At 68.9% G+C, this 20,600-nt stretch carries 17 protein-coding genes; 8 read left to right on the top strand and 9 right to left on the bottom strand.

Features of this window, described 5'->3' with window-relative positions; translation table 11 throughout:
• The first annotated feature begins 28 nt into the window (after nucleotides 1-28).
• Together ACWD0F_RS34000 and ACWD0F_RS33995 are read left to right on the top strand one after the other, a co-directional pair.
• A complete protein-coding gene (locus ACWD0F_RS34000) occupies nucleotides 29-2,761 on the top strand; it encodes a CocE/NonD family hydrolase (protein ID WP_449882996.1) in 2,733 nt (910 codons plus the stop codon).
• The gene (locus tag ACWD0F_RS33995; protein ID WP_449882994.1) at nucleotides 2,758-3,603 is read left to right on the top strand and encodes an ABC transporter permease; all 846 of its coding nucleotides are present in this window, start codon (nucleotides 2,758-2,760) and stop codon (nucleotides 3,601-3,603) included. The genes ACWD0F_RS34000 and ACWD0F_RS33995 overlap by 4 nt, the downstream gene beginning before the upstream one ends.
• A gap of 179 nt (nucleotides 3,604-3,782) precedes the next feature.
• Here the strand turns inward: ACWD0F_RS33995 and ACWD0F_RS33990 are convergent, their stop codons facing one another.
• The 4 genes from ACWD0F_RS33990 to ACWD0F_RS33975 all read right to left on the bottom strand — a co-directional run bounded on the left by ACWD0F_RS33990 (nucleotide 3,783) and on the right by ACWD0F_RS33975 (nucleotide 6,158).
• Complete coding sequence (locus ACWD0F_RS33990) at nucleotides 3,783-4,133, bottom strand: ACT domain-containing protein (protein ID WP_449882991.1); 351 nt, start codon at nucleotides 4,131-4,133, stop codon at nucleotides 3,783-3,785.
• 135 nt (nucleotides 4,134-4,268) lie between these two features.
• Nucleotides 4,269-4,592: a hypothetical protein gene (locus ACWD0F_RS33985; protein WP_449882988.1), complete on the bottom strand. Its 324-nt coding sequence runs from the start codon at nucleotides 4,590-4,592 to the stop codon at nucleotides 4,269-4,271.
• Nucleotides 4,593-4,723: 131 nt separating this feature from the next.
• Nucleotides 4,724-5,590 carry a LacI family DNA-binding transcriptional regulator gene (locus tag ACWD0F_RS33980; protein WP_449882986.1) on the bottom strand — a complete coding sequence of 289 codons (867 nt, stop codon included), beginning with the start codon at nucleotides 5,588-5,590 and terminating at the stop codon, nucleotides 4,724-4,726.
• A complete protein-coding gene (locus ACWD0F_RS33975) occupies nucleotides 5,580-6,158 on the bottom strand; it encodes an RNA polymerase sigma factor (RefSeq protein WP_449882983.1) in 579 nt (192 codons plus the stop codon). Before ACWD0F_RS33975 ends, ACWD0F_RS33980 begins: the two co-directional genes overlap by 11 nt.
• A 618-nt stretch (nucleotides 6,159-6,776) precedes the next feature.
• Here ACWD0F_RS33975 and ACWD0F_RS33970 point away from each other — a divergent pair.
• The gene (locus tag ACWD0F_RS33970; RefSeq protein WP_449882980.1) at nucleotides 6,777-8,009 is read left to right on the top strand and encodes a PucR family transcriptional regulator; all 1,233 of its coding nucleotides are present in this window, start codon (nucleotides 6,777-6,779) and stop codon (nucleotides 8,007-8,009) included.
• A gap of 50 nt (nucleotides 8,010-8,059) precedes the next feature.
• On the opposite strand, the gene glpK is transcribed toward ACWD0F_RS33970, so the two are convergent.
• Both glpK and ACWD0F_RS33960 read right to left on the bottom strand, forming a co-directional pair.
• Nucleotides 8,060-9,577 (bottom strand): glycerol kinase GlpK, encoded by a 1,518-nt coding sequence (gene glpK, locus ACWD0F_RS33965; protein ID WP_449882977.1) that lies wholly within the window; start codon nucleotides 9,575-9,577, stop codon nucleotides 8,060-8,062.
• 10 nt (nucleotides 9,578-9,587) lie between these two features.
• Complete coding sequence (locus ACWD0F_RS33960) at nucleotides 9,588-10,388, bottom strand: MIP/aquaporin family protein (RefSeq protein WP_449882974.1); 801 nt, start codon at nucleotides 10,386-10,388, stop codon at nucleotides 9,588-9,590.
• 76 nt (nucleotides 10,389-10,464) lie between these two features.
• Here ACWD0F_RS33960 and ACWD0F_RS33955 point away from each other — a divergent pair, with 76 nt between their 5' ends.
• Nucleotides 10,465-12,177, top strand: a complete 1,713-nt coding sequence (locus ACWD0F_RS33955) for a glycerol-3-phosphate dehydrogenase/oxidase (protein ID WP_449882972.1) — start codon at nucleotides 10,465-10,467, stop codon at nucleotides 12,175-12,177.
• A 129-nt stretch (nucleotides 12,178-12,306) separates the two neighbouring features.
• Here ACWD0F_RS33955 and ACWD0F_RS33950 read toward each other — a convergent pair whose 3' ends face one another.
• Nucleotides 12,307-12,756, bottom strand: a complete 450-nt coding sequence (locus ACWD0F_RS33950; RefSeq protein ID WP_449882969.1) for an N-acetyltransferase family protein — start codon at nucleotides 12,754-12,756, stop codon at nucleotides 12,307-12,309.
• Nucleotides 12,757-13,054: 298 nt separating this feature from the next.
• Here ACWD0F_RS33950 and ACWD0F_RS33945 point away from each other — a divergent pair, with 298 nt between their 5' ends.
• Nucleotides 13,055-15,175: an ATP-binding protein gene (locus ACWD0F_RS33945; protein ID WP_449882966.1), complete on the top strand. Its 2,121-nt coding sequence runs from the start codon at nucleotides 13,055-13,057 to the stop codon at nucleotides 15,173-15,175.
• 2 nt (nucleotides 15,176-15,177) lie between these two features.
• Here ACWD0F_RS33945 and ACWD0F_RS33940 read toward each other — a convergent pair whose 3' ends face one another.
• The gene (locus ACWD0F_RS33940) at nucleotides 15,178-16,101 is read right to left on the bottom strand and encodes a terpene synthase family protein (RefSeq protein WP_449882964.1); all 924 of its coding nucleotides are present in this window, start codon (nucleotides 16,099-16,101) and stop codon (nucleotides 15,178-15,180) included.
• Between the two features lie 645 nt (nucleotides 16,102-16,746).
• Between ACWD0F_RS33940 and ACWD0F_RS33935 the strand changes: the two genes are divergently transcribed.
• Both ACWD0F_RS33935 and ACWD0F_RS33930 read left to right on the top strand, forming a co-directional pair.
• Nucleotides 16,747-17,646, top strand: coding sequence for a proteasome assembly chaperone family protein (locus ACWD0F_RS33935; protein ID WP_449882962.1), 900 nt, complete (start codon nucleotides 16,747-16,749; stop codon nucleotides 17,644-17,646).
• 123 nt (nucleotides 17,647-17,769) lie between these two features.
• Complete coding sequence (locus ACWD0F_RS33930) at nucleotides 17,770-18,810, top strand: Gfo/Idh/MocA family oxidoreductase (protein WP_449882960.1); 1,041 nt, start codon at nucleotides 17,770-17,772, stop codon at nucleotides 18,808-18,810.
• A gap of 51 nt (nucleotides 18,811-18,861) precedes the next feature.
• Here the strand turns inward: ACWD0F_RS33930 and ACWD0F_RS33925 are convergent, their stop codons facing one another.
• Complete coding sequence (locus ACWD0F_RS33925) at nucleotides 18,862-19,644, bottom strand: tyrosine-protein phosphatase (protein WP_449882957.1); 783 nt, start codon at nucleotides 19,642-19,644, stop codon at nucleotides 18,862-18,864.
• A gap of 169 nt (nucleotides 19,645-19,813) precedes the next feature.
• Here ACWD0F_RS33925 and ACWD0F_RS33920 point away from each other — a divergent pair, with 169 nt between their 5' ends.
• On the top strand, nucleotides 19,814-20,590 hold the full coding sequence (locus ACWD0F_RS33920) for a hypothetical protein (protein ID WP_449882955.1): 777 nt from the start codon (nucleotides 19,814-19,816) through the stop codon (nucleotides 20,588-20,590).
• The last annotated feature ends 10 nt before the right edge of the window (nucleotides 20,591-20,600 follow it).

The following is a 20,600-nucleotide window of genomic DNA, read 5'->3' as shown; positions in this document are numbered from 1 at the left end:
CTCAGGTGTGGAAAGTAGGCTCACCGTCATGAAGCGTGTGGCCGCGCTGGTAGCGGCCCTCGCCCTCATCGGGGCAACGACGTGGCTGGTGTGGCCGTCGGCTCCCGAGGTGCGAGGCCAGGACCAGAGAATAACCGTCGTCGACGGACCCGCCGACGACCAACGGGTCGATCTCGATGCGACGTTCTTCCCACCGCCGGATGGCGGGAAGGCGCCGGTCGTCCTGCTCGCTCATGGTTTCGGCGGCAGCAAGCAGAGTATGCGGGAGCAGGCGATGCGCATCGCCCAGGACGGCTACGCCGTGCTGACCTGGTCCGCGCGCGGTTTCGGCCGCTCGACCGGCCAGATCGCGCTCAACTCGCCCGACTACGAGGTCAAGGACGTCAAGCAGCTGATCGACTGGCTCGCCAAGCGGCCAGAGGTCCAGCTCGACGCCTCAGGCGACCCACGCGTCGGCATCGCGGGCGGCTCGTACGGCGGCGCCATCGCGCTGATGACGGCCGCCCATGACCAGCGGGTCGACGCCATCGTTCCCCAGATCACCTGGTCCGACCTCGCCGACGCGCTCTTCCCCAACACGGCCACCCAGAGCACGCAGCCGCCGAGCAGTTCCACCCCCACGGGCAAGAGCACGGCCGACACAAGTACCGACAGCAGCGCGAGCGCCAGCACCGACAGCACTGGCAGCAGCGCCGGTGCCGGCGGCGTCTTCAAGCGCATGTGGGCAGGCATCTTCTTCGGCCAGGGCGTCTCACTGGACAGCTTCGCGATGCAGGGCGGACAGCGGCAGTCCGCCGCTCCGCTGAGCGCCGAGCAGGCGCGGTGCGGCAGGTTCCTGCCCGCGATCTGCGAGCTCTACCAGCAGTCCGCCAAGGACGGCAGGGCCACGCCGGAGACCATCGCGCTGCTGCGCAAGTCGAGCCCGATCACCGTCGCCGGCCAGATCAAGGCCCCCACGCTGCTCATCCAGGGCCAGCGCGACTCACTGTTCCCGCTCAGCCACGCCGACGCCAACGCCAAGGCGATCGCCGCCACGGGCACTCCGGTCAGCCTCTCGTGGTTCGACGGCGGTCACGATGGCGGCAACGGCGAGGCCGACTGGGTGTTCGAGCAGTCCTCGGCCTGGTTCGCCCGCTACCTGAAGGGTGACGGGACGGCTCAGACGGCGCCGCCGGTCAGCGCGTTCACCGTGACACGCGACGGCGGTCGCGACCCTGGCACCCGCCAGCGCATCCGCCTCCACCCGGAGGCCGCGTCATACCCTGGTCTCCAGGGCACCGGCACCACCACGGTGGAGTTGAGCGGCCCCGAGCAGAACATCGTCAACCCGCCCGGCGGCGCGCCCGCCTCGATCTCGACGGTGCCCGGCATCGGCGGCCTGCTGGGCGGCCAGAGCACCGCCGGCGTGTCGATCGACATGCCGGGCCAGGCTGCCGCGTTCGAGTCCCGGCCGCTCACCACCCCGCTCCAGCTCACCGGCAGCTCCACCGTCAAGGTGAAGGTCTCGGGCAAGGGCGAGGCGACGCTGTTCGCGAAGCTGTACGACGTGGGCGACACCGTGCAGCCGCCTGCCTTGCCCGCCGGCCTCGTGTCGCCGTTCCGGGTGACGATCCCTGAGGGCGCGAGCAGCGCCGAGGCCACGATCACGCTGCCGGCCGTCGACCACAACTTCGCCGCGGGCCACCGGCTGCGCCTGGTGCTGGCCACGACCGACATGGGCTTCGCGACTCCCGCCGAGCCCGCCACGTATCAGGTCTCCCTGGCCTCCTCCGCGCTCTCCGTCCCGACGGTCCGGACGCTGGCCGCGCCGCCGACCGGGATCGTCTGGTGGGTGTGGGCGATGCCGTTGGCCGCCATCCTGCTCGCCGCCGGCATCGTGGCCACGGGCCGTACCCCGGCCCGCGCCCTGGCGGGCACGAAACTCCGCAGCAGAGCCGTACCCGTCTCGGAGCCGAACAACAAGCCACACGACACCTTCGCCGCTGCCTCGGTCGAGCGGGCCGCGGCGGGGGAAGGCGCCCAGCAGGTGCCGTTGGACATCAGCGGGCTGACGAAGGCTTACCGGAACGGGGAGCCGGCCGTCGACGGGCTGTCGTTCCGCGTGGATCAGGGCCAGGTGCTGGGTCTGCTGGGGCCGAACGGCGCCGGCAAGACGACCACGATGCGGATGATGATGGGCCTCATCCAGCCGGACGGCGGGGAGATCCGTATCTTCGGCGACCGGGTGACCCCGGGAGCACCCGTGCTGTCCCGGCTCGGGTCGTTCGTCGAAGGGCCCGGCTTCCTGCCGCACCTGTCCGGGCGGGACAACATCCAGCTCTACTGGGCCGCCACCGGCCGACCGGCCGAGGACGCCCACTTCGACGAGGCGCTGGAGATCGCGGGCCTGGGCAAGGCGCTGGAACGTGCCGTTCGCACATACTCCCAGGGCATGCGCCAGCGACTCGCCATCGCGCAGGCCATGCTCGGGCTGCCGGACCTGCTCGTGCTGGACGAGCCCACGAACGGTCTCGACCCACCCCAGATCAGGGAGATGCGCGAAGTGCTCAAGCGCTACGCGCGCGACGGCCGTACCGTGATCGTCTCCAGTCACATGCTGGCCGAGGTGGAGCAGACGTGCAGCCACGTCGTGGTCATGCACCGGGGACGTCTGGTCTCGGCCGGTCCGGTGTCACAGTTGCTCAGCTCGGCCGCCGCCGGCAACGGGCACGGGGCCCGGCTGGAAGACGTGTTCCTCGACCTCATCGGAGACAAGTCATGACCGCCGCGCCGGGCTATGCGCCCCGCCGTACGCTGCCGCTGCGCGTGGAGATCGTCAGGCAGTTCAAGCGCCGGCGGACGCTGGTCATGTTCGGGCTGCTGCTGGCGCTGCCGTGGATCCTGGTGATCGCGTTCCAGTTCGGGCCGCAGTCCAGCAATCAGGGGCAGGCGCTGCGCATCTCCGACCTGGCGACCGCGAGCGGCCTCAACTTCGCCGCCTTCGCCCTGTCGGTCTCCGCCAGCTTCCTGCTGGTGGTGGCGGTCGCCCTGTTCTGCGGCGACACCGTGGCCAGCGAGGCCAACTGGTCGTCGCTGCGCTACCTGCTGGCGGCGCCGGTCCCCCGCGACCGGCTGCTTCGGCAGAAGCTGATCGTGGCGCTCGGCTACTCCGCGGCGGCCGTGATCTGCCTGCCGCTGATGGCGCTGCTGGCCGGCACGCTGGCGTTCGGGTGGGACGACATCCAGGTGCCCGGCACGGGCGAGACGATCCCGGCCCTGGACGTGCTCCCACGCTTCGGCATCGTGATCGTGTACGCCATGGTCAGCCAGCTCGTCGTCGCCGCGCTGGCGTTCCTCGTCTCCACCATGACCGACTCCCCGCTGGGCGCGGTGGGCGGAGCGGTCGGCCTCTGGATCGTCTGCAACATCCTGCAGGCCGTGGAGGCTCTGGGCGTGCTGCGCGAGTTCCTGCCCACGTTCTGGAACAACGCCTGGCTGGATGCCCTGGCGCCTGAGCTGGACTGGAGTGGCATGGCCAAGGGCGCCTCGGTGTCGATCACGTATGCGGCCATCCTGATCGCCGTGGCCTTCCGCCGGTTCCGCCGCAAGGACGTGGTGAGTTAGTCCGCTTCACTGACCGATCGTGATCGCATACCGGAGCTGAGCTGGTGTCTCACCTCGCTGGCAGGTGCGCGATGGGAGAGCCAAGCGGCCGACGGTTTGTGGCGATCAAGAACGGGCCTGGGAGAAGAGCCGGAGGCGGAGGCGTCCGCCTCCGGCTGGTTCACCCAGTACTGCCACTGCTATGAGTAGAAAGGTGCACCGTCCCCGCTTTCCACCTGGTGTCCCGCTTCCTTCAGGACGATGACGGCCTGCTGCTCTCTCTGCTGGGGAACCAGAACCAGGTCGGCGTGGAAAGTCGAGGCGACGAACACCGGTATGGCCGCCTCGGCCAGCGGCTTGACAATCGCCGCCAGCATTCCGGGAACGTCCAGATCATGGGCCGTGGCGCCACCGTAGAAACCGATCCACCGTTCCCCTGAGTCCAGCGGCCGGGCCGCACGGACGACGGTCAGCCCTTCCGGCCCGCGGACAAGCACGACCCAGTCGTCTCCGGGCGACGCCGCACGCGGCAGTTGCTCGACGACGAACACTGGGGAAACGATGCGCAGGCGTTGAGCCGTAGGTGAGTTCATGAACGCGTGTCTACCAGAACTCCTGCGACCGACCCCACGCTTGTTCATCGATGTGCGCCTCGCTGAACAAGCCGCTGTCACGCCAGACGCTCATCACTTCGAGGTGCCGGCGGGGTTGACGCACCATTCGTACGCACGCAGTTCAACCTGCGCAAGTGCGGCAGCAACCGACTGGTTCATACCAAGGTCAGCCAGCGCGGCTTGCTCGAGCTCCGCCGCCGTGAGGATCTGGCGCAGGGCGACAAGCTGTCGTGAATCGATCTGCTCGGAGGTGAAAGGAGAGGTCCAGCGTCCATCGCCCTCCCGCATCCGCAGGATGGCCAGGTCCACCGTGTGCATCCACCACTGCGCCTCAGAGACGGCGATCGCATAGGGGTTATCAGCTGGGGACCAGTTGTCGGGCAGGGTGTTCCTCACTTGCACATTCTGCTCCAGAGAAGCGACGAGCACGAAGCGTTTTACGAGTTCGGCTACCTGCCGGCTCCATCATGCCGGCAAGAACAGTCGACTCTGCACTCAAAGGGGGCCGGGTGTGGCGCCAGCCATCTTCATCCTTGCATGAGGAATCGGGAAATCGAGCTACCCTCCTGCAGATGCGCCTCATAGGCAGTCAGCCACAACATCGCCCCGTGAATAACCTTCACCAGAGATATGTTTGCGGACCATGCCGGCCGATGGATGTCGATCTTCACCCACCCGGGGCGATCGGTTTGGAAGGTACGCATCCCATCGCTGGTGCCGTACGACTCCAGCGACTTCCGAGAATAACTCTGAAGCGGGCTGGGCTGCGTGATGTAGGTGTTCGGACACTCGTCCGGATACCCAGGAGGTATATCGACTCGGATCGTATAGGCGTTGCCTCCATGGCTCGTCCAGGCACCTGCCACATAAGTCTGGTCAAGCGGGCCATGGAATTGGAAATCGGGAAACACTCTTTCCAGGACAGCGCGTTCGGCGACGAGTCGCGATCCCAGCAGGACTCGCCGCCCGTCCAGTGGCGCTGACGGTCCGATCCCGTCGGCGGCCTGATACTGTTCCGATCTTCTCGTTACCCCCTCGCCGGCGTCTGGTTGATCGACCTCTTCTGACATCCATTGCCTGAGCCGATTCAAGCCGGCTTCAAGGTCATAGTCAGCTTGAGCTGCCGACTGATCTTGTGCTCGTTGATGGAGCTCGGCCGCAGCGGCCGTGTCTGTCGTACGGTCCTCGGCAGGGTGCTGGCTAAGCTCGCGGGGCTGGTACCCAAGTTCACGAGCTGCTTTCAGCACGGCATGCCTATGACGCTCGCTGACGTTCGGCGCTCTACGCATGACCAGCGGCACAAGCAGTTCGGGCACCCCAGCCAGCGCGGCGACATCACGGATGCTTGGCTTACTCACATCCGGCTGGTCGGTCTTCTCAGGTTCACTGGTCATCGTTTCCACCCTCCTTTTCGTCTTCGAAGTCAATGAACGTGACCTGCGGACCCACGGAGGTGAGAAGTTCGTCGCGGGCTAGCTTCAAGTGTGCCCGCACTGTGGCCTGGCTGATCCCCAGTTGACTGGCGATCTCTGCAGAGGACCATTCCTCAAACCATTTGAGGATAGCCACGCGCTGCCGGGCCGCGGGCATTTTCTTGATTACTTCCCAGCATCGCTGGATAGCGATCGAGGACAGGGCGCTGTGAGCCGGCTCCTGTATCGACCTCGGATCGGCCTCGATCGGATGAGAGGGCAATCGCATGGATAGCTGACTCCGCCACTGGTCTACCGCCTTGTTTCGCAGGACCCGGTAGAGCCACTTCCTCTTGTTCTCCTGATCGAGTTGACAGAGCTGCCTGCCCCACTCCATGGCCGCAGCTTGGAAAGCTACTTGGATGAGATCCTCAGCATCGGCCCGGCCAATATGCGGAAAAGTAAGGGCGTAGCCGAATAACCCTGACGCTTCCGCTTGGAAAAACTCGGCCACTGCTTCGGCCGTCTGCGGAGAAATTCGACTACGCATGTCACGTCTTCGCAGTCGGCTGTCGGGATGATGCCGGACCCACGGTCACGCTCATCGACTGCCCTCCCGGACCGTCCTGCTGCACTACCACGGTGCCTGCCGGCGCGTCCTTGGTGAGCTCCACGAAAGTTTGGCGCCGTTGCCACTCCGCGAACAGCCGCAGCACGCTAGGAACAACCAAGGCCACCAGAGTGATCGCAGCAGTCTGCCAGGAGATCACGTTCGCTGTGGCGACGAGAACTGCCCACACACTCCCCTGCGGAGCCTTAAACGGTGTCATGCTAGGACATCGCTTTAAAACGCAAAAGCGTTTAAGCAGACTCTGATCGGCGACCTTGCTGGCTCCATGAGCTGGTAGGTAATCGACCACACCCCGTCCGCGCGGGAAAGAAAAACTGCTGAGGGTGACTTCCGCATCGGGCTGGGGGCGAGCCTGCGCACATCGACAGGAAGGATCCGGGGTCGCGCGGCTCAAGGTGGTGGAGGGGTTCTCTCGTGGGTGCCGGGGACGTGGCGGTGGCGGACACATGTTCTACTGATCCATAGTGCTGGCCGCGACGAATAGGCGGGTGCGCGTGATGTGACGGGGCGCGGACATCGGCCGTATGGGGGCTCAGCATGGGGGATCTTTTCGGCACGCTGAAACGCAGGAGCGACGTCAACGCGAAACGGGTCGTGGAGGCGTGCGAAGCGGAAATTTCTGATTACCAGGTGATCGCATCGCAGGCGCGGACCTCGATGCTGGACTTCGCCGTGATCATACGGCGCCGCACCGCCGACCTGGTCGCCGCCGACGAGCCGCTTCAGGCGGCGGATCTGACCTACATCGAGACGGTCGGCGAGCAGCGCGGCGCGCAGGGCGTGTCGGCGGCCGGTCAGCGCAGCGCGCTCGCCCTGCACGCGAGCCTCACGCTGCGCGAGATCTCCGAGGCGGCCGGGCCGGACGACCTCGACGACACGATGCGCATGCTCGACTGGCTGGCCAGGCACGGTGCGGCGGCCCAGGCGGCGCACACCCGCGGCTACCTCAGAGGGCAGGAACGGTTCCTGTCCATGGTGGGCCGCGTCCGGCAGCTCGCGGCCATGCTGCTCCGGGACGACCCGATGGGGCCGGAGCTGGCCCGGAGCCTGGGGATGCCGGAGACGGGACACTACCTGGTGACGGTGATCCGGCCCGCGTCCCCGAAGGGCCGGATGTCGAAGGCGTACCGGGAGGAGGTCGTCAAGGCGCTGCTGGAGCTGCACCGGATGCCGCTCGCCTGGTGGGAGCCGGAGGAGTTCGTGGCGCTGGTGCCGTACCCGCTGATGCCGGACGTCCCGGCGTCGAAGGCGCTGATCGCGAACGCCCTGGCGCCGAACGGGGGCGTCGATCATGGGGACGCCGCGGAGCGGCGGCTCAGTGACTTCACCGAGGCGATCGGCAGGCCGTGCTCCGTGGGGACGGCCCTGGGCCGCGTCGGCGCCCTGAGCGAGGCGGCCGTGCTGGCGCGGAAGGTCAGCCGGGTGGCGCCCGTGGAGCGGGCGCCGGTGCGGCCGTACAGTGTGGCCGATGTGTTCGCCGAGCTGGGGGCGGCGCAGCTTCCGCAGGTGGACGAGTGGTTGCGCGAGCTGGCGCGGCGGTTGTCCGACGGGCCGGACCTCGTCATCACGCTCGACGCGTACTACCGCCACGACATGAACCGGCTGAACACGTCGGCCACGCTGCACATCCATCCGCGCACCCTGGACTACCGCCTGCGCAGGGTACGGGAACTGGTCGGGATCGATCCGGGCTCCACCCGGGGGGTGCGGGTGCTGAGCACCACCGTGACCCGGATACTGGCCGGCGCCTGGGACGAGGGCCCAGGGTGACGCGTAAGGGCCCGGGGTGGCGGACAAGGGCCCGGGGTGGCGTCGGCGGGTCAGTCGGTCGCGCCCCAGTCCAGCGACTTGGTCACCGCCTTCTTCCAGCCCGCGTACCCCTCTTCCCGCTGCTCCACGCTCCACTCCGGCTGCCACCGCCGGTCCTCCGCCCAGTGGGCCCGCAGCTCATCGACGTCCCGCCAGTAGCCCACGGCCAGCCCGGCGGCGTACGCGGCGCCGAGCGCGGTGGTCTCGGAGACGACCGGCCGGCTGACCGGCACCCCGAGGATGTCGGACTGGAGTTGCATGCACAGGTTGTTCGTGGTGACACCGCCGTCCACCCGCAGCACGTCCAGGATCACCCCGGAGTCCTGCTGCATGGCCTCGACGACGTCGCGGCTCTGGTAGCAGATGGCCTCCAGCGTGGCGCGGGCGAGGTGGGCGTCGGTGTTGTAGCGCGACAGGCCCACGATGGCGCCCCGGGCGTCGGCCCGCCAGTACGGCGCGAACAGGCCGGAGAAGGCGGGCACGAAGTACATGCCGCCGTTGTCGCTCACCTGCCGCGCCAGCGTCTCGCTCTGGGCCGCGGAGGTGATGATGTGGAGCTGGTCGCGCAGCCACTGCACGGCCGACCCGGTCACCGCGATCGAGCCTTCGAGCGCGAACACCGCCGGCTGGTCGCCGAACTTGTAGGCGACCGTGGTGAGCAGCCCGCTCTCCGAGCGAACGCGGTCGGTGCCGGTGTTGAGCAGCAGGAAGTTGCCGGTGCCGTAGGTGTTCTTGGCCTCGCCGGGCGAGAAGCAGACCTGGCCGACGGTGGCCGCCTGCTGGTCGCCGAGGATGCCGGTGATCGGCACCTCACCGCCGACCGGCCCGTAGCGGACCGTGGGGCCGTATCCGGCGGGCTCGGACGACGGCCGGATCTCGGGCAGCATCTGGCGCGGGATGCCGAAGAAGGACAGCAGCTCGTCGTCCCAGTCGAGTGTGTCCAGGTCCATCAGCATCGTCCGGCTGGCGTTGGTCACGTCGGTGACGTGCACCCCGCCCCTGGTGCCGCCGGTGAGGTTCCACACGGTCCAGGTGTCGGTGTTGCCGAAGACGGCCTCGCCTTTTTCGGCCGCCTCGCGGACGCCGTCCACGTTCTCCAGGATCCACTGGATCTTGCCGCCGGAGAAGTACGCCTCCGGCCGCAGCCCGGTCCTGTCGCGGATGACCTGCCCCCGGCCGTCCCGTTCCAGCGCGGCGGCGATCCGGTCGGTGCGGGTGTCCTGCCACACGATCGCGTTGTAGTAGGGGCGCCCGGTGCGCGGGTCCCACACGACCGTGGTCTCGCGCTGGTTGGTGACGCCCAGGGCGGCCAGGTCGCTGTCGTGCAGCCCGGCGCGCTGGAGCGTGGTCTGGATCACGGCGGCGGTCCTGGTCCAGATCTCGATCGGGTTGTGCTCCACCCAGCCCGCGCGCGGCAGGATCTGCTCGTGTTCGAGCTGGAACTTGGCGACCTCGGCACCCTCGTGATCGAAGATCATGAAGCGGGTGCTCGTGGTGCCCTGGTCGACGGCGCCCACGAAGTCAGGCATGACGTTCTCCTCAGTCGGACGGCTTCACGGCGTCGCGGTTCTCGTCCTGCGGCAGGTAGCGGGCGATGCACGCCTGGTAGAGGCCCGCGCCGATGAACCCGCCGATCAGCGGGCCGACGATCGGCACCCAGAAGTAGAGGTCGCCGTACTGGTCCCGCCACGCGCCGCGGTAGCCGGTGAGGAAGCTCGCCAGGCGCGGCCCGAAGTCGCGCGCGGGGTTGATCGCGTAGCCTGCGTCGGCGCCGAAGGACATGCCGATCGCGACGATGAGCAGGCCGATGACGACGGGCCCCATGTTCGCGCTGGGGGCCATGTTCCTGGTGTCGGACAGGGCGAAGATGACGAAGAGCAGGACGGCGGTGCCGATGATCTGGTCGCGCAGCCCGCCCCACAGACCCACCGGCAGGGTGCCGTTGCCGGGCAGCGTCGAGAAGACGATCTGGGTCTTCAGCGTGTGCCCGGGGTCGGCCATGGCCAGGATCTCGGTGTAGTTCCAGCGGACGATCAGCGCGCCCACGAAGGCGCCGGCCGTCTGCGCCAGGACGTACGGGAGGACCTTGTTCCACTCGAACCCGCGGAAGACGGCGAACCCCAGCGTCACCGCCGGATTGAGGTGCGCCCCTGTGGTGCGGCCCGCGACGTAGACGCCGAGCGCGACGCCGATGCCCCACGCCCACGCGATGCTGTCGTGGTCGCCGAGCTCGGCGGCGACCACCTGCGCGACCACGCCCGCGCCGAACAAGATGAGCACCATCGTCCCGGCGAACTCGGCGATCAGCTCTCCGGTCAGCCCCATCCGGTTGAGACGCACCGCCCACCCCCTCCGCTCGCACCTGAGTGTTGTGTGCCATTCCCCGAACGAGGGAATGCATACGATCCGTAGTCAAATGGTTACCGAAAGCGAGAAGCAGGCCATGGGGATGACCGGTGCGCTCGACGCGAGGAACCGGCAGGAGAGCATCGACCGGCTCCAGGAGCAGAGCTTCGACGTGCTGGCCATCGGCGGGGGCGTGACGGGCGCGGGCGCCGCGCTGGACGCCGCCTCGCGCGGGCTGCGCGTCGCGCTCGTGGAGAGCCGCGATCTGGCGTCCGGTACGTCGAGCCGGTCCAGCAAGCTGATCCACGGCGGGCTGCGCTATCTGGAGCAGTTCGACTTCAAGCTGGTCCGCGAGGCGCTCAAGGAGCGTGACCTGCTCGTCTCCCGCCTGGCCCCGCACCTGGTCAAACCGGTCACCTTCCTGTACCCGCTGCGCCGCAAGGTCGTCGAGCAGCCGTACGTGGCGGCGGGGCTCACGCTGTACGACGCGCTGGAGGGCATGCGCCGCCCGATGCCCCGGCACCGGAACCTGTCGCTCAAGGAGGCCCGCCGCCTCGTGCCGGGCCTCCGTACCGACGTGTTGTCCGGCGGCATGATCTACTACGACGCCCAGGTCGACGACGCCCGCTTCACCCTCGCCCTGGCCCGCACGGCCGCCGCGCACGGCGCCGCGATCGTGACCAGGGCCAGTGCCGTGGCGATGTTGCGCGACGAGCGCGGCGAGCGGATCGCCGGAGCCCGGGTCCGTGACGAGGAGACCGGCCGCGAGGTCGACGTCAGGGCCGACACGGTGGTGGTGTGCGCGGGCGTGTGGACCGACCCGGTGACCGAGCTGCCCGGCGCGGTGGAGCCGAGTTTCAAGGTCAGGATGTCGAAGGGCGTGCACATCGTGGTGCCGGGCGAGGCCGTCGACTCGCGGACCGGCATGATCATCCGTACGGAGAAGAGCGTGCTCTTCATCATCCCGTGGACCGCTCGCCGGTGGATCATCGGCACCACCGACACCGACTGGGACGGCGACCGCGCCGAGCCCAGGGCCACCGGCGAGGACGTCGACTACCTGCTGGAACACGCCAACTCGGTGCTGGCCAGGCCGCTCACCCGCGATGACGTCGTCGGGCTGTTCGTCGGGCTGCGCCCGCTGGTGGCCGCCGACAGGACCTCGCCCACGACCAAGCTCTCCCGCGAGCACGTGGTGGACGTGCCCATCTCCGGGATGGCCACCATCGCGGGCGGGAAGTACACGACCTACCGGATCATGGCCAAGGACGTGATCGACGCCGCGCTCGAAGGTTATGACGTGCCCGACTCCGTCACCGACCGGCTGCCCCTGATCGGCGCCGACGGGCTCCCGGCGCTCCAGCTCTCCGTCGGCCGCATCGCCGAGGACCACGACCTCGACCACGACACCGTGGACTATCTCATCAGGCGCTACGGCAGCCTCGCGCTGGAGGTCCTCGACCTCGTCCGCCAGGACCCGTCACTCGGCGAGCCCCTGGTCGAGACCGGCCCCTGGCTGAAGGCCGAGGTCTGCTACGCCGTCACCCACGAGGGCGCGCTGCACGCCGAGGACATCGTCTCGCGCAGGACCCGGATGCTCATCGAGTCCAGCGACCTCGCCGACCAGGCGGCGCCGCTGATCGCGGGGCTCATGGCCGACCTGCTCGGGTGGGACGAGCGGCGGATGGAGCGGGAGATCGCGTGCTGCCGGAGCCTGGTGGAGGCCGAACGCGCCGCCCTCGCCGAAGCCAGGACGTCCCGCCAGAACGCCGCCGCCGTCTGAGGACCCGGCCGCACGGCCGGGTCCTGGAGCTCCGGCCGCACGCCGGTGCCGGAGCTCGCGGGTGAACGCCGGATGCTGGAGCTCGCGGGTGAACGCCGGGTGCTAGAGCTCGCGGGTGAACGCCGGATGCTAGAGCTCGCGGGTGAAGGTGACCAGGCTCGTCCCCGGGCCGTTGTAGCCGGGGACGGGATCGCTCACCTCGAAGCCCATGCGGCGGTGGAAGGCCATCGACGGTGTGTTGAGCGAGGAGGTGACGGCCTTCACGATCGTCCGCTCATGCCGGCGGGCCAGGTCGAAGAAGTGCTCGTACATGGTGCGCCCCAGACCCGCCGCCCTGGCCTCCGGTGCGACGCCGGCGAAGTGCACGTAGACCTCACCGGGCGCGGAGGGTGACAGGAAGCCGATCAGAAAACCGGCCATCGCCCCGGCGGGGTCTTCGGCGATGAGGCTGGTGTGGTGGAAGTGGTCCAGGAAGAGCCTGGGCAGGGACGGCAGCACCGCCCGGCCCCACCAGTCGTCGACCACCTCGGCTATGGGGTCGTAGTCGGCGGGCATGGCGGTGCGCAGGGTGTGGGTCATGCGAAGAACGCTCCGGCCGGCGAGACGTCGTCATGGGGCCCGTGCGCGGCGCGCCGGGCCGGGTAAAAAACGTCAGGCCCAGTGCGGCGGCTTGTTCTCCAGATAGAAGGCGTCCTGGTCGTCTTCACGCCAGTCGCCCCAGCCCTGGTCCGTGTCGTCCGACGTCTGCTCGGAGGAGAAATCTTTCACGCTCAACATGCTACCCGGGCATAGAAACCCCTACCCAGCCTCTCCGCAGGTCCAAGGACAGGCATGATGCTCGGCGGTACGATGTCCGAGCAGGTGTCGCCTATCCCCCGTGAGGCTGCGCATGGCCACCCCGACAGGCTGGCGGCGAGAAGGCAATCTGCCGGCGGAGCTGACCAGCTTCGTCGGCAGGACCCGGCTGCTCGCCAACCTCAAACGGCACCTCAGCGAGTCCCGCCTGGTGACCGTCACCGGGATCGGCGGCGTGGGCAAGTCCCGCACCGTGCTGCGGCTGGCGCATCAGGTGCGTTCGCAGTATCCCGACGGGGTCTGGTTCGCCGACCTGGCCCGGTTGCAGGACGCGGGCATGGTCAAGCACACCATCGCCTCCGCGCTCGGCATCGCCGACCAGTCCTCGCGCGCCGAGTCCGAGTCGTTGTCGGAGTGGGTGGGCGAGCGCGACATGCTGCTCATCATCGACACGTGCGAGCACCTGGTGCAGGGCTGCGCCGAGCTGGTGCACGAGCTGCTGGAGGCGGCGCCCAACCTGAAGGTGCTCGCCACCTCACGGCAGTCGCTGCACCTGCCGTACGAGCACGTCATCCCGGTGCCGCCGCTGCAGATCCCGGGCGACGACCCGGCGGAGAACCTGTTCACCAACGAGTCCGTGCAGCTCTTCGCGGCCCGCGCCGGGGCCAGCCTGCCCGACTTCGTGCTCGACGAGCAGAACATCGCGCCCGTCGCCGAGTTGTGCCGCCGGCTCGACGGCATCCCGCTGGCGATCGAGCTGGCGGCGGTGCGGCTGCGGGCCCTGTCGGTGGAGCAGATCCTCGGGCTGCTGGCCGACCGGTTCAGCCTGCTGGCCGGCGCCAGCCGTACGGCGCTGCCGCGGCACCAGACGCTGCGGGCGGCCATTGGCTGGAGCCACGAGCTGTGCGAGCCCGCCGAGCGGTTGTTGTGGGCCAGGTTGTCGGTCTTCGCCAGGGACTTCGAGCTGGACGCGGCCAGGTTCGTCTGCTCGGACGGGCGGCTGCCGTCGGAGGACATCACCGACCTGGTGACCGGGCTGGTGGAGAAGTCCATCCTGCTGATCAGGAGCGACCACGCCGGCGTCCGCTACAAGCTGATCGACACCCTCGCGGAGTACGGCGAGGAGTGGCTGGACAAGCTGGGGCAGTCGGCGCAGATGCGCCAGCGCCATCTGGAGTACTACCTGAGCCTCGCCCAGCGCAGCGAGGACGCCTGGTCGGGACCCCGCCAGATCTACTGGTTCGTGCGCATGCGCCAGGAGCACGACAACGTGCGCGTCGCGCTGGAGCACGCGCTCAAGTCGCCGGGCAAGGAAGTGCTGGCGCTGACGTTGTTGTCGTCGTTGTGGTTCATGTGGGTGTGCTGCGGGTTCGTCCGTGAGGGCCGCCTCTATCTCGAACGCGCGCTGGACGCCAACCCGCACCAGAGCAAGGAACGGTGCAAGGCGCTGTGGGTGCTCTCCTACGTGCGCAGCGCCCAGGGCGACAGCGGCGGAGCGCAGGTGATGGCCGAGACGTGCAGCGCCGAGGCGATCAAGGTGGGCGACTCGCGGGCGGTGATCCTGGCCTCCAAGATGCAGGGCACGGCGGCGCTGCTCCAGGGCGACCTGCAGAAGGCCAGCGCGCTGCTGGGCGTGGCGATCGAGTTCAACACCGACAACAAGGAGCTCAACCCCGGCCTGCTGCCCGCCATCGTCGAGTTGTCGCTGGTGCTCTCGGCGCAGGGCGAGCTCTATGAGGCGGAGTCGCTGCTGCAGGACTGCCTGCAGGTGTGCAGGGAGCGCGGCGAGTTGTGGGTCAGCTCGTACGCGCAGTGGGCGATGTCGCTGACCAAGCTGGCGACCGGCCGGGCCGACGACGCGCTGCAGAGCGCCCGGGAGGGGCTGCGGATCAAGCGGCACTTCCACGACACGCTGGGCACGCTGCTGGTGCTGGAGACGTTGGCGCGGATCTTCGCCGCGATGGGTGAGTTGCCGCTGGCCACCCGGCTGCTCGGGGCGCTGCAGCAGAACTGGCGGACGGCCGGCCTGCCGCAGTTGGGCGCGCCGTGGATGACCGAGGATCACGACGCGTGCGTGCGCGACTGCAAGCGCCAGATGGGTGAGCTGGCCTACAAGAGCGCGTTCGAGGAGGGTGCCCGGCTCGACCTCGACGAGGCGTCCGCGCTCGCGCTCGGCGAGCTGGACGCCCCTGGTGAGAGCTGACCTCAGACCGCCTGCGGCCAGCGGGTGTCGTCGGGCCACGCGCCCACGTAGCGCGCGCTGCCCAGGGAGAACTCGATGTGCCCGCGCACCCAGTGTTCGAGTCCGCGGACATATCTGCGGACCGGCAGGGTGGCCCAGCGGTCGAGCGAGGCGCGCCGGTCGAGGAACGCGTCGATCGCCGCGTTGTGCATCTGCGCGACCTCGTGCAGGACTCTTTGCAGGGAGAGGCCCTTGTGGGTGGCCAGCACCGTGACGAGGTTGTGCCGGGCTTTGTCGTTGCCGCGCTCCTTGGCGTAGGAGAAGAGGTCGTTGTCCCAGCCGATGAGGTCGCACGCCAGATCGGAGAGCGCACGGACATCGGGGTGATGCCATTCCTCCGCCTCTAGCCGGTAGCCTCCGCAGGCGTCGATGAGCGCGAAGCAGGTATAGGTGGCGCCGGTGATGCGGCGCATCAGGACGTAGTCGTCGGGGGTGGGGATCAGGTCCACCTCCCGGTTCGCGGCCTCCCAGATCTGGGCGAACAGGTACTCCTTCACCGTGATCCGCCACCGGTCCACCTGTGCGGGGGTGGCGGCCTCGGAGATCCGGTGCAGGAGCTCGTTGAGGGCGAGCCCGAACGGGTCGTCGGCATCCGCCGGCACCCTGCGGCCGTCGAGGATCTCAAGGAGCGGCGGCAGGGCGCGGGCCAGTGCCGAGGCCCGGTGCGCCATGAGCTCGCCCTCGCAGAACGCGTCGTCGAACGCGAAGAGCCAGTTGTACCAGTCGTTGATCAGCCGGAGGCTGTCACGTGGCACGCTGGGGTTGGTGCGTGCCGCGAGCAGGCCGATCTTTGAGCGCCGGAAGTGGTCGATCGTTCCGGCGCCGTTGAGCATGTTCGAGGCGGCCAGCCATGCGTGGCTCTCCGTGTCGATCTCCGCGGCGTGCACGTTGATCTCATTCGGGAACGGGCAGGGCAGCGGGGGGATACGAAGTGGTCGCCTACTGAAGGAGTGCGCAGAAGTAGCCACTCATCCAGCATGACAATGGACCGTCCGAAAGGCCACACTCGACAACTTCGAGCCCTTAAGCGCTTATTTCATATTATGAAGCATTTTGCGTAAACCATTGGATAAACTGGTCATTCACGAACATTCGCGCTGTGTCCGGTGCGGAGAGTGTCCCGGAGCCCGGATCGGCGCCGCCGTGCGGCGATGCCCTGACCACGGGGGATCCCCTTCTGAAGATGACGCCCGAAAAGCGGCGGCGTCTGCCCGCGGCCGTTGGCCCGGTGGGGGCCGGCGCCCCTTGTTACAAGCATGCTTAGAGTCCCAGCGTGACCGTAATAAGCCGTCGGCATGAGCAAAGTGTCACCTTTGCCGTTGGCCGGGCCGGCCCGCGCCCAGCCTCGGCGCCCGCCCCCAGCGCCTCGACGCCGCCCGCCCTGGCCAGGCCGAACATCCTCGTGGCCGACGCCGCCGGTCCAGGGTCCGCGTCCATGTGGTGCGTTGTGCCTCGATAGGGTGCCCTGCACGGAATCGTTCCGACCCGCCGTAGGTTCTGGTGAAGAGTACCTAGGGAAAGGCTGTCCAACCGTGATCGACCCGAAGGATCTCTACAAGCTCGCGGACGACGCGTCCGAGCTGACCGATCCGGTGCTGCTGTACCACTTCGACGGTTTCGTCGACGCGGGCGGCGCCGGACGCCTCGCGCTGGGCCATCTGCTGGCCGAGCTGGAGCACCGGGTCGTGGCGACGTTCGACGTGGACCGGCTGCTCGACTACCGGTCGCGGCGGCCCATCATGACCTTCGACACTGACCGATGGGTGGAGTGCGAGAGCCCCGAGCTGGCCGTTTACGCCGCCAAGGACTCCACGGGCACACAGTTCCTGATGCTGAGCGGGCCCGAGCCCGACCGGGAGTGGGAGTTGTTCACCAAGGCGGTGGAGGCGCTGGTGGAACGGCTGCGGGTGAGCAAGCTGGTGACGTTGCACGGCATCCCGATGGCGGTCCCGCACACCCGCCCGCTCGGCATGACGATGCACGCCAGCAGGCCAGAGTTGATCAATTCGCAGACGAGTGCGTTCGGGCGCGTCCAGGTGCCGGGGAGTGTGGCCGCGCTGCTGGAGCTCCGGCTCGGCGCCACGGGGCACGACGCGCTGGGGTACGCGGTGCACGTGCCGCACTACCTCTCGCAGGCCGAGTACCCGACGGCCGCCGTGACCGCCTTGGAGGCCGTGACGAGGGAGACGGGGCTGGTCTTCCCGATGGACGCGCTGCGTGACGCCGCCCGGCGCACGACCACGGAGATCGAGGAGCAGATCCAGGCCTCGACCGAGCTGTCCACCGCGATCAGCGGGCTGGAGCAGCAGTACGACGCGTTCGCGGGCGGCGCCGACCGCGAGAACCTGATGGCGGAGACCACCCAGATGCCCACCGGCGACGAACTGGCCGCCCAGTTCGAACGCTTCCTCGCCGAACGCGACGACGAGTAGGCGATCACCCGCCGGCGACCACCCATCCCGGTACGGCTCGGGCCGGGATGGCGTGGGCGCCTTCCCGGCCCGCGACACCTCGCCTTCCCGGCCCGCTAGACCCGGCCGGGATAACCTGGGCGGATGAGCGACATCCGGGTTGGCCTGGTCGGCTACGGCACCGCCGGGGCCTACTTCCACGCCCCACTCGTCCACGCCACCCCGGGCCTGACGCTGACCGCCGTCGTCACCCGCGATGCCGGGCGGCAGGCCGAGGTGGCCGCGAAATACGGCGCGGCCGGCCTGTCCGACGTGCGGGAGCTCTGGGACCGCTGCGACCTCGTGATCATCGCCACGCCGAACAAGACGCACGTCAGCACGGCCGCCGCGGCCCTCACCCAGGGGCTGCCCGTCGTCGTGGACAAACCCTTGGCCAGGACCGCCGATGAGGGCCGCGAGCTGGCGCGGCTGGCCAAGGAGCGGGGGCTCATGCTCACCGTCTTCCACAACCGGCGCTGGGACGGCGACTTCCGCACCCTGCGGCGGCTGACCGGCGACGGGCTGCTCGGTGACGTCCTGCGGCTGGAGTCGCGCTTCGAGCGGTGGCGGCCGGTGCCCAAGGGCGGCTGGCGGGAGACCGGAGGCGCCGAGGAGGTCGGCGGCCTGCTCTACGACCTCGGCAGCCACCTGGTCGACCAGGCTCTGCAACTGCTGGGGCCGGTGCGCGAGGTCTTCTGCGAGAGCGACGTCCGGCGGGCGGGGGTGATCTCGGACGATGACACGTTCATCGCGCTGACCCATGCCGGCGGGGCGCGCTCACACCTGTGGGCCGGCTCGATGGCCGCCCTGCCGGGGCCGAGGTTCCGGGTCCTGGGGTCGTCGGCCGCCTACGTGAAGGACGGGATGGACGTGCAGGAGGAGCGGCTGCGGGCCGGGATGACGCCGGACGCGCCCGGGTTCGGGGACGATGAGGAGGAGCGCTGGGGGGTGCTCGGCACGGGGGACGTGCGACGCCTCGTGCCGACCGAGCCCGGCGCCTACCTGGACTTCTACCGGGGCGTGGTGGCGGCGCTGCGGGAGGGCGCGCCGCCGCCCGTGGATCCGGAGAGCGCGATCGACGTGCTGGCCGTCATCGAGGCCGCCCACCTGTCGGCGACCCAGCGCATCGTCGTCCACCTCGCCTGACCCCGGCCCAGCCGCCCGGTCCCAGGCGGGCAGGCCGGTCGCGGCTTGGGTTCAGTCGCGCAGGCGGGCGTGCACGGCGGCGGTGTCCGCGTCCGTCCAGCCGTGCTGGACGAGCCAGCCCAGCGGCCCGCCGAAGCGCTCGTCCAGGACGCCGAGGAACTGCTCGATGTAACGCGCTTGCGGCCGGTGATCGTCGGCGGGCCGCGCGTCCAGGTCGCCCCGGTACGTCCGGCTCTCCCGCAGCCTCTTGAGAATCAGCTCCAGCCGCTCCCCCGTGGCCACGTAGTCCTCGACGATCGCCTCCCGGGTCACCCCGGCCAGCTCCAGCGTCAGCGCCGACAACACCCCGGTGCGGTCCTTGCCCGCCGCGCAGTGCACCAGCGAGGCCCCGTCGTCCAGCGCCATCACCCGCAGCGCCGCCACCACCGCGTCGGGCCGGTCGCGCAGGTAGCCGAAGTAGAAGCCGGTCACCCGGAGCTCCTCGTCCAGCACCCGCTCCGCCCAGGGCAGCACCCGGTCCCCGTCGATGGTGTCGGCCTCGACGTCGGTGTGCCGGCCCCCTTCGGCGAACAACGTCAGGTGGTGATGCCGCACCTCGGGCGCGTGGCTCAGCGGCCCCGGACCCTCCAGCGTCACCTCGGCGTGCGAGCGCAGGTCCACGACGTGCCGCAGGTTCAGCCGACCGACCAGCAGATCCACGTCCGCAGGGGTGAGACCCTGCAGATTGTCGGCGCGGAAGACACGTCCGTGACGGGTGCGCCCGCCGTCACGGGTGGGCAGTCCGCCCAGGTCACGCGCGTTGACCGCGCCTTCCAGATCGATCCACCTCGTCATCTCTTTCATTATCTCGACCCTATATGTCCGCCAAAGATGAGCGAATGCGAGTTTCATAACGCAGCATGAACGTATGGATCCACGAGCTCTGCCTCCACGGCTGGTGATCGATCCATCGCTGCCCCCGGAAGTCTCGGTCGAGCTGCGGTCGAATCCGCACATTCTCCGGATGGCTCGATCCGGTCGGCGCATGGACACCACGCGCAACCCATCCCTGCTCTTCCTTCTCCCGCTGTTCCCCGCGGTGCTCGCCTGGCTGACCGACGCCGGAAGCCTGCTGGTGGTGAGCGTGATGATCGGCATGATCATCTTGCTCCGCTGGATGGCGCTGGACAGCTCATATCGGACGGTCAGACGACGACTCCGCCTGGCCACCGCACACGCCGACCGCTACGTCCTTCCCGAGGACCTGGACCATCCCTGCCAGATGTTGTTGCGCCGGAGCCAGAACGCGGTCCAGGCCATCCTGGGCTCCGCCGTCCACCGGGCCGGGCTGATCGACACCATCGAGAACCAGGTCTCCCTGCCCGAGGAGGTCTGGCAGATCGCCCAGCGGTTGCGGCGGCTGTCGGGCATGCACGCGGAGCACGGCAAGCTCATCCCCCGGGAGCTGCCGGCCGGTCTGGAGGACGCGTTCAAGCCGTACACGAGCGCGCTGGACACGGCCTGGATGTCGTTGTCGCAGCGGGTGCGGCACCTGGAGAAGTACGCCAAGCAGGTGCTCAAGGCGGACAAGGTCTACCACGCGCACCAACGGCTGGAGGCGCTGGCCGCCAAGACGCCCGAGTATCAGCAGTTGCTCGCCGAGACCGTCCGGGACGAGCTGGCCCACCAGCGCATGAGAGAGCTGGCCGACCAGGCGGCGCACGTGCGCAAGTTGTTCGAGGAGAGCATCCTGCAGGCCAGGAAGGCGGCCGGAGAGCTGATCAGGACCCCGCTGACGTGAGCCCGCCCCC

The sequence above is a fragment of the Nonomuraea sp. NPDC002799 genome (assembly GCF_053592075.1).
Note: the sequence above shows the minus strand (reverse complement) of the source record. Positions and strands in the feature narration are given on the sequence as shown.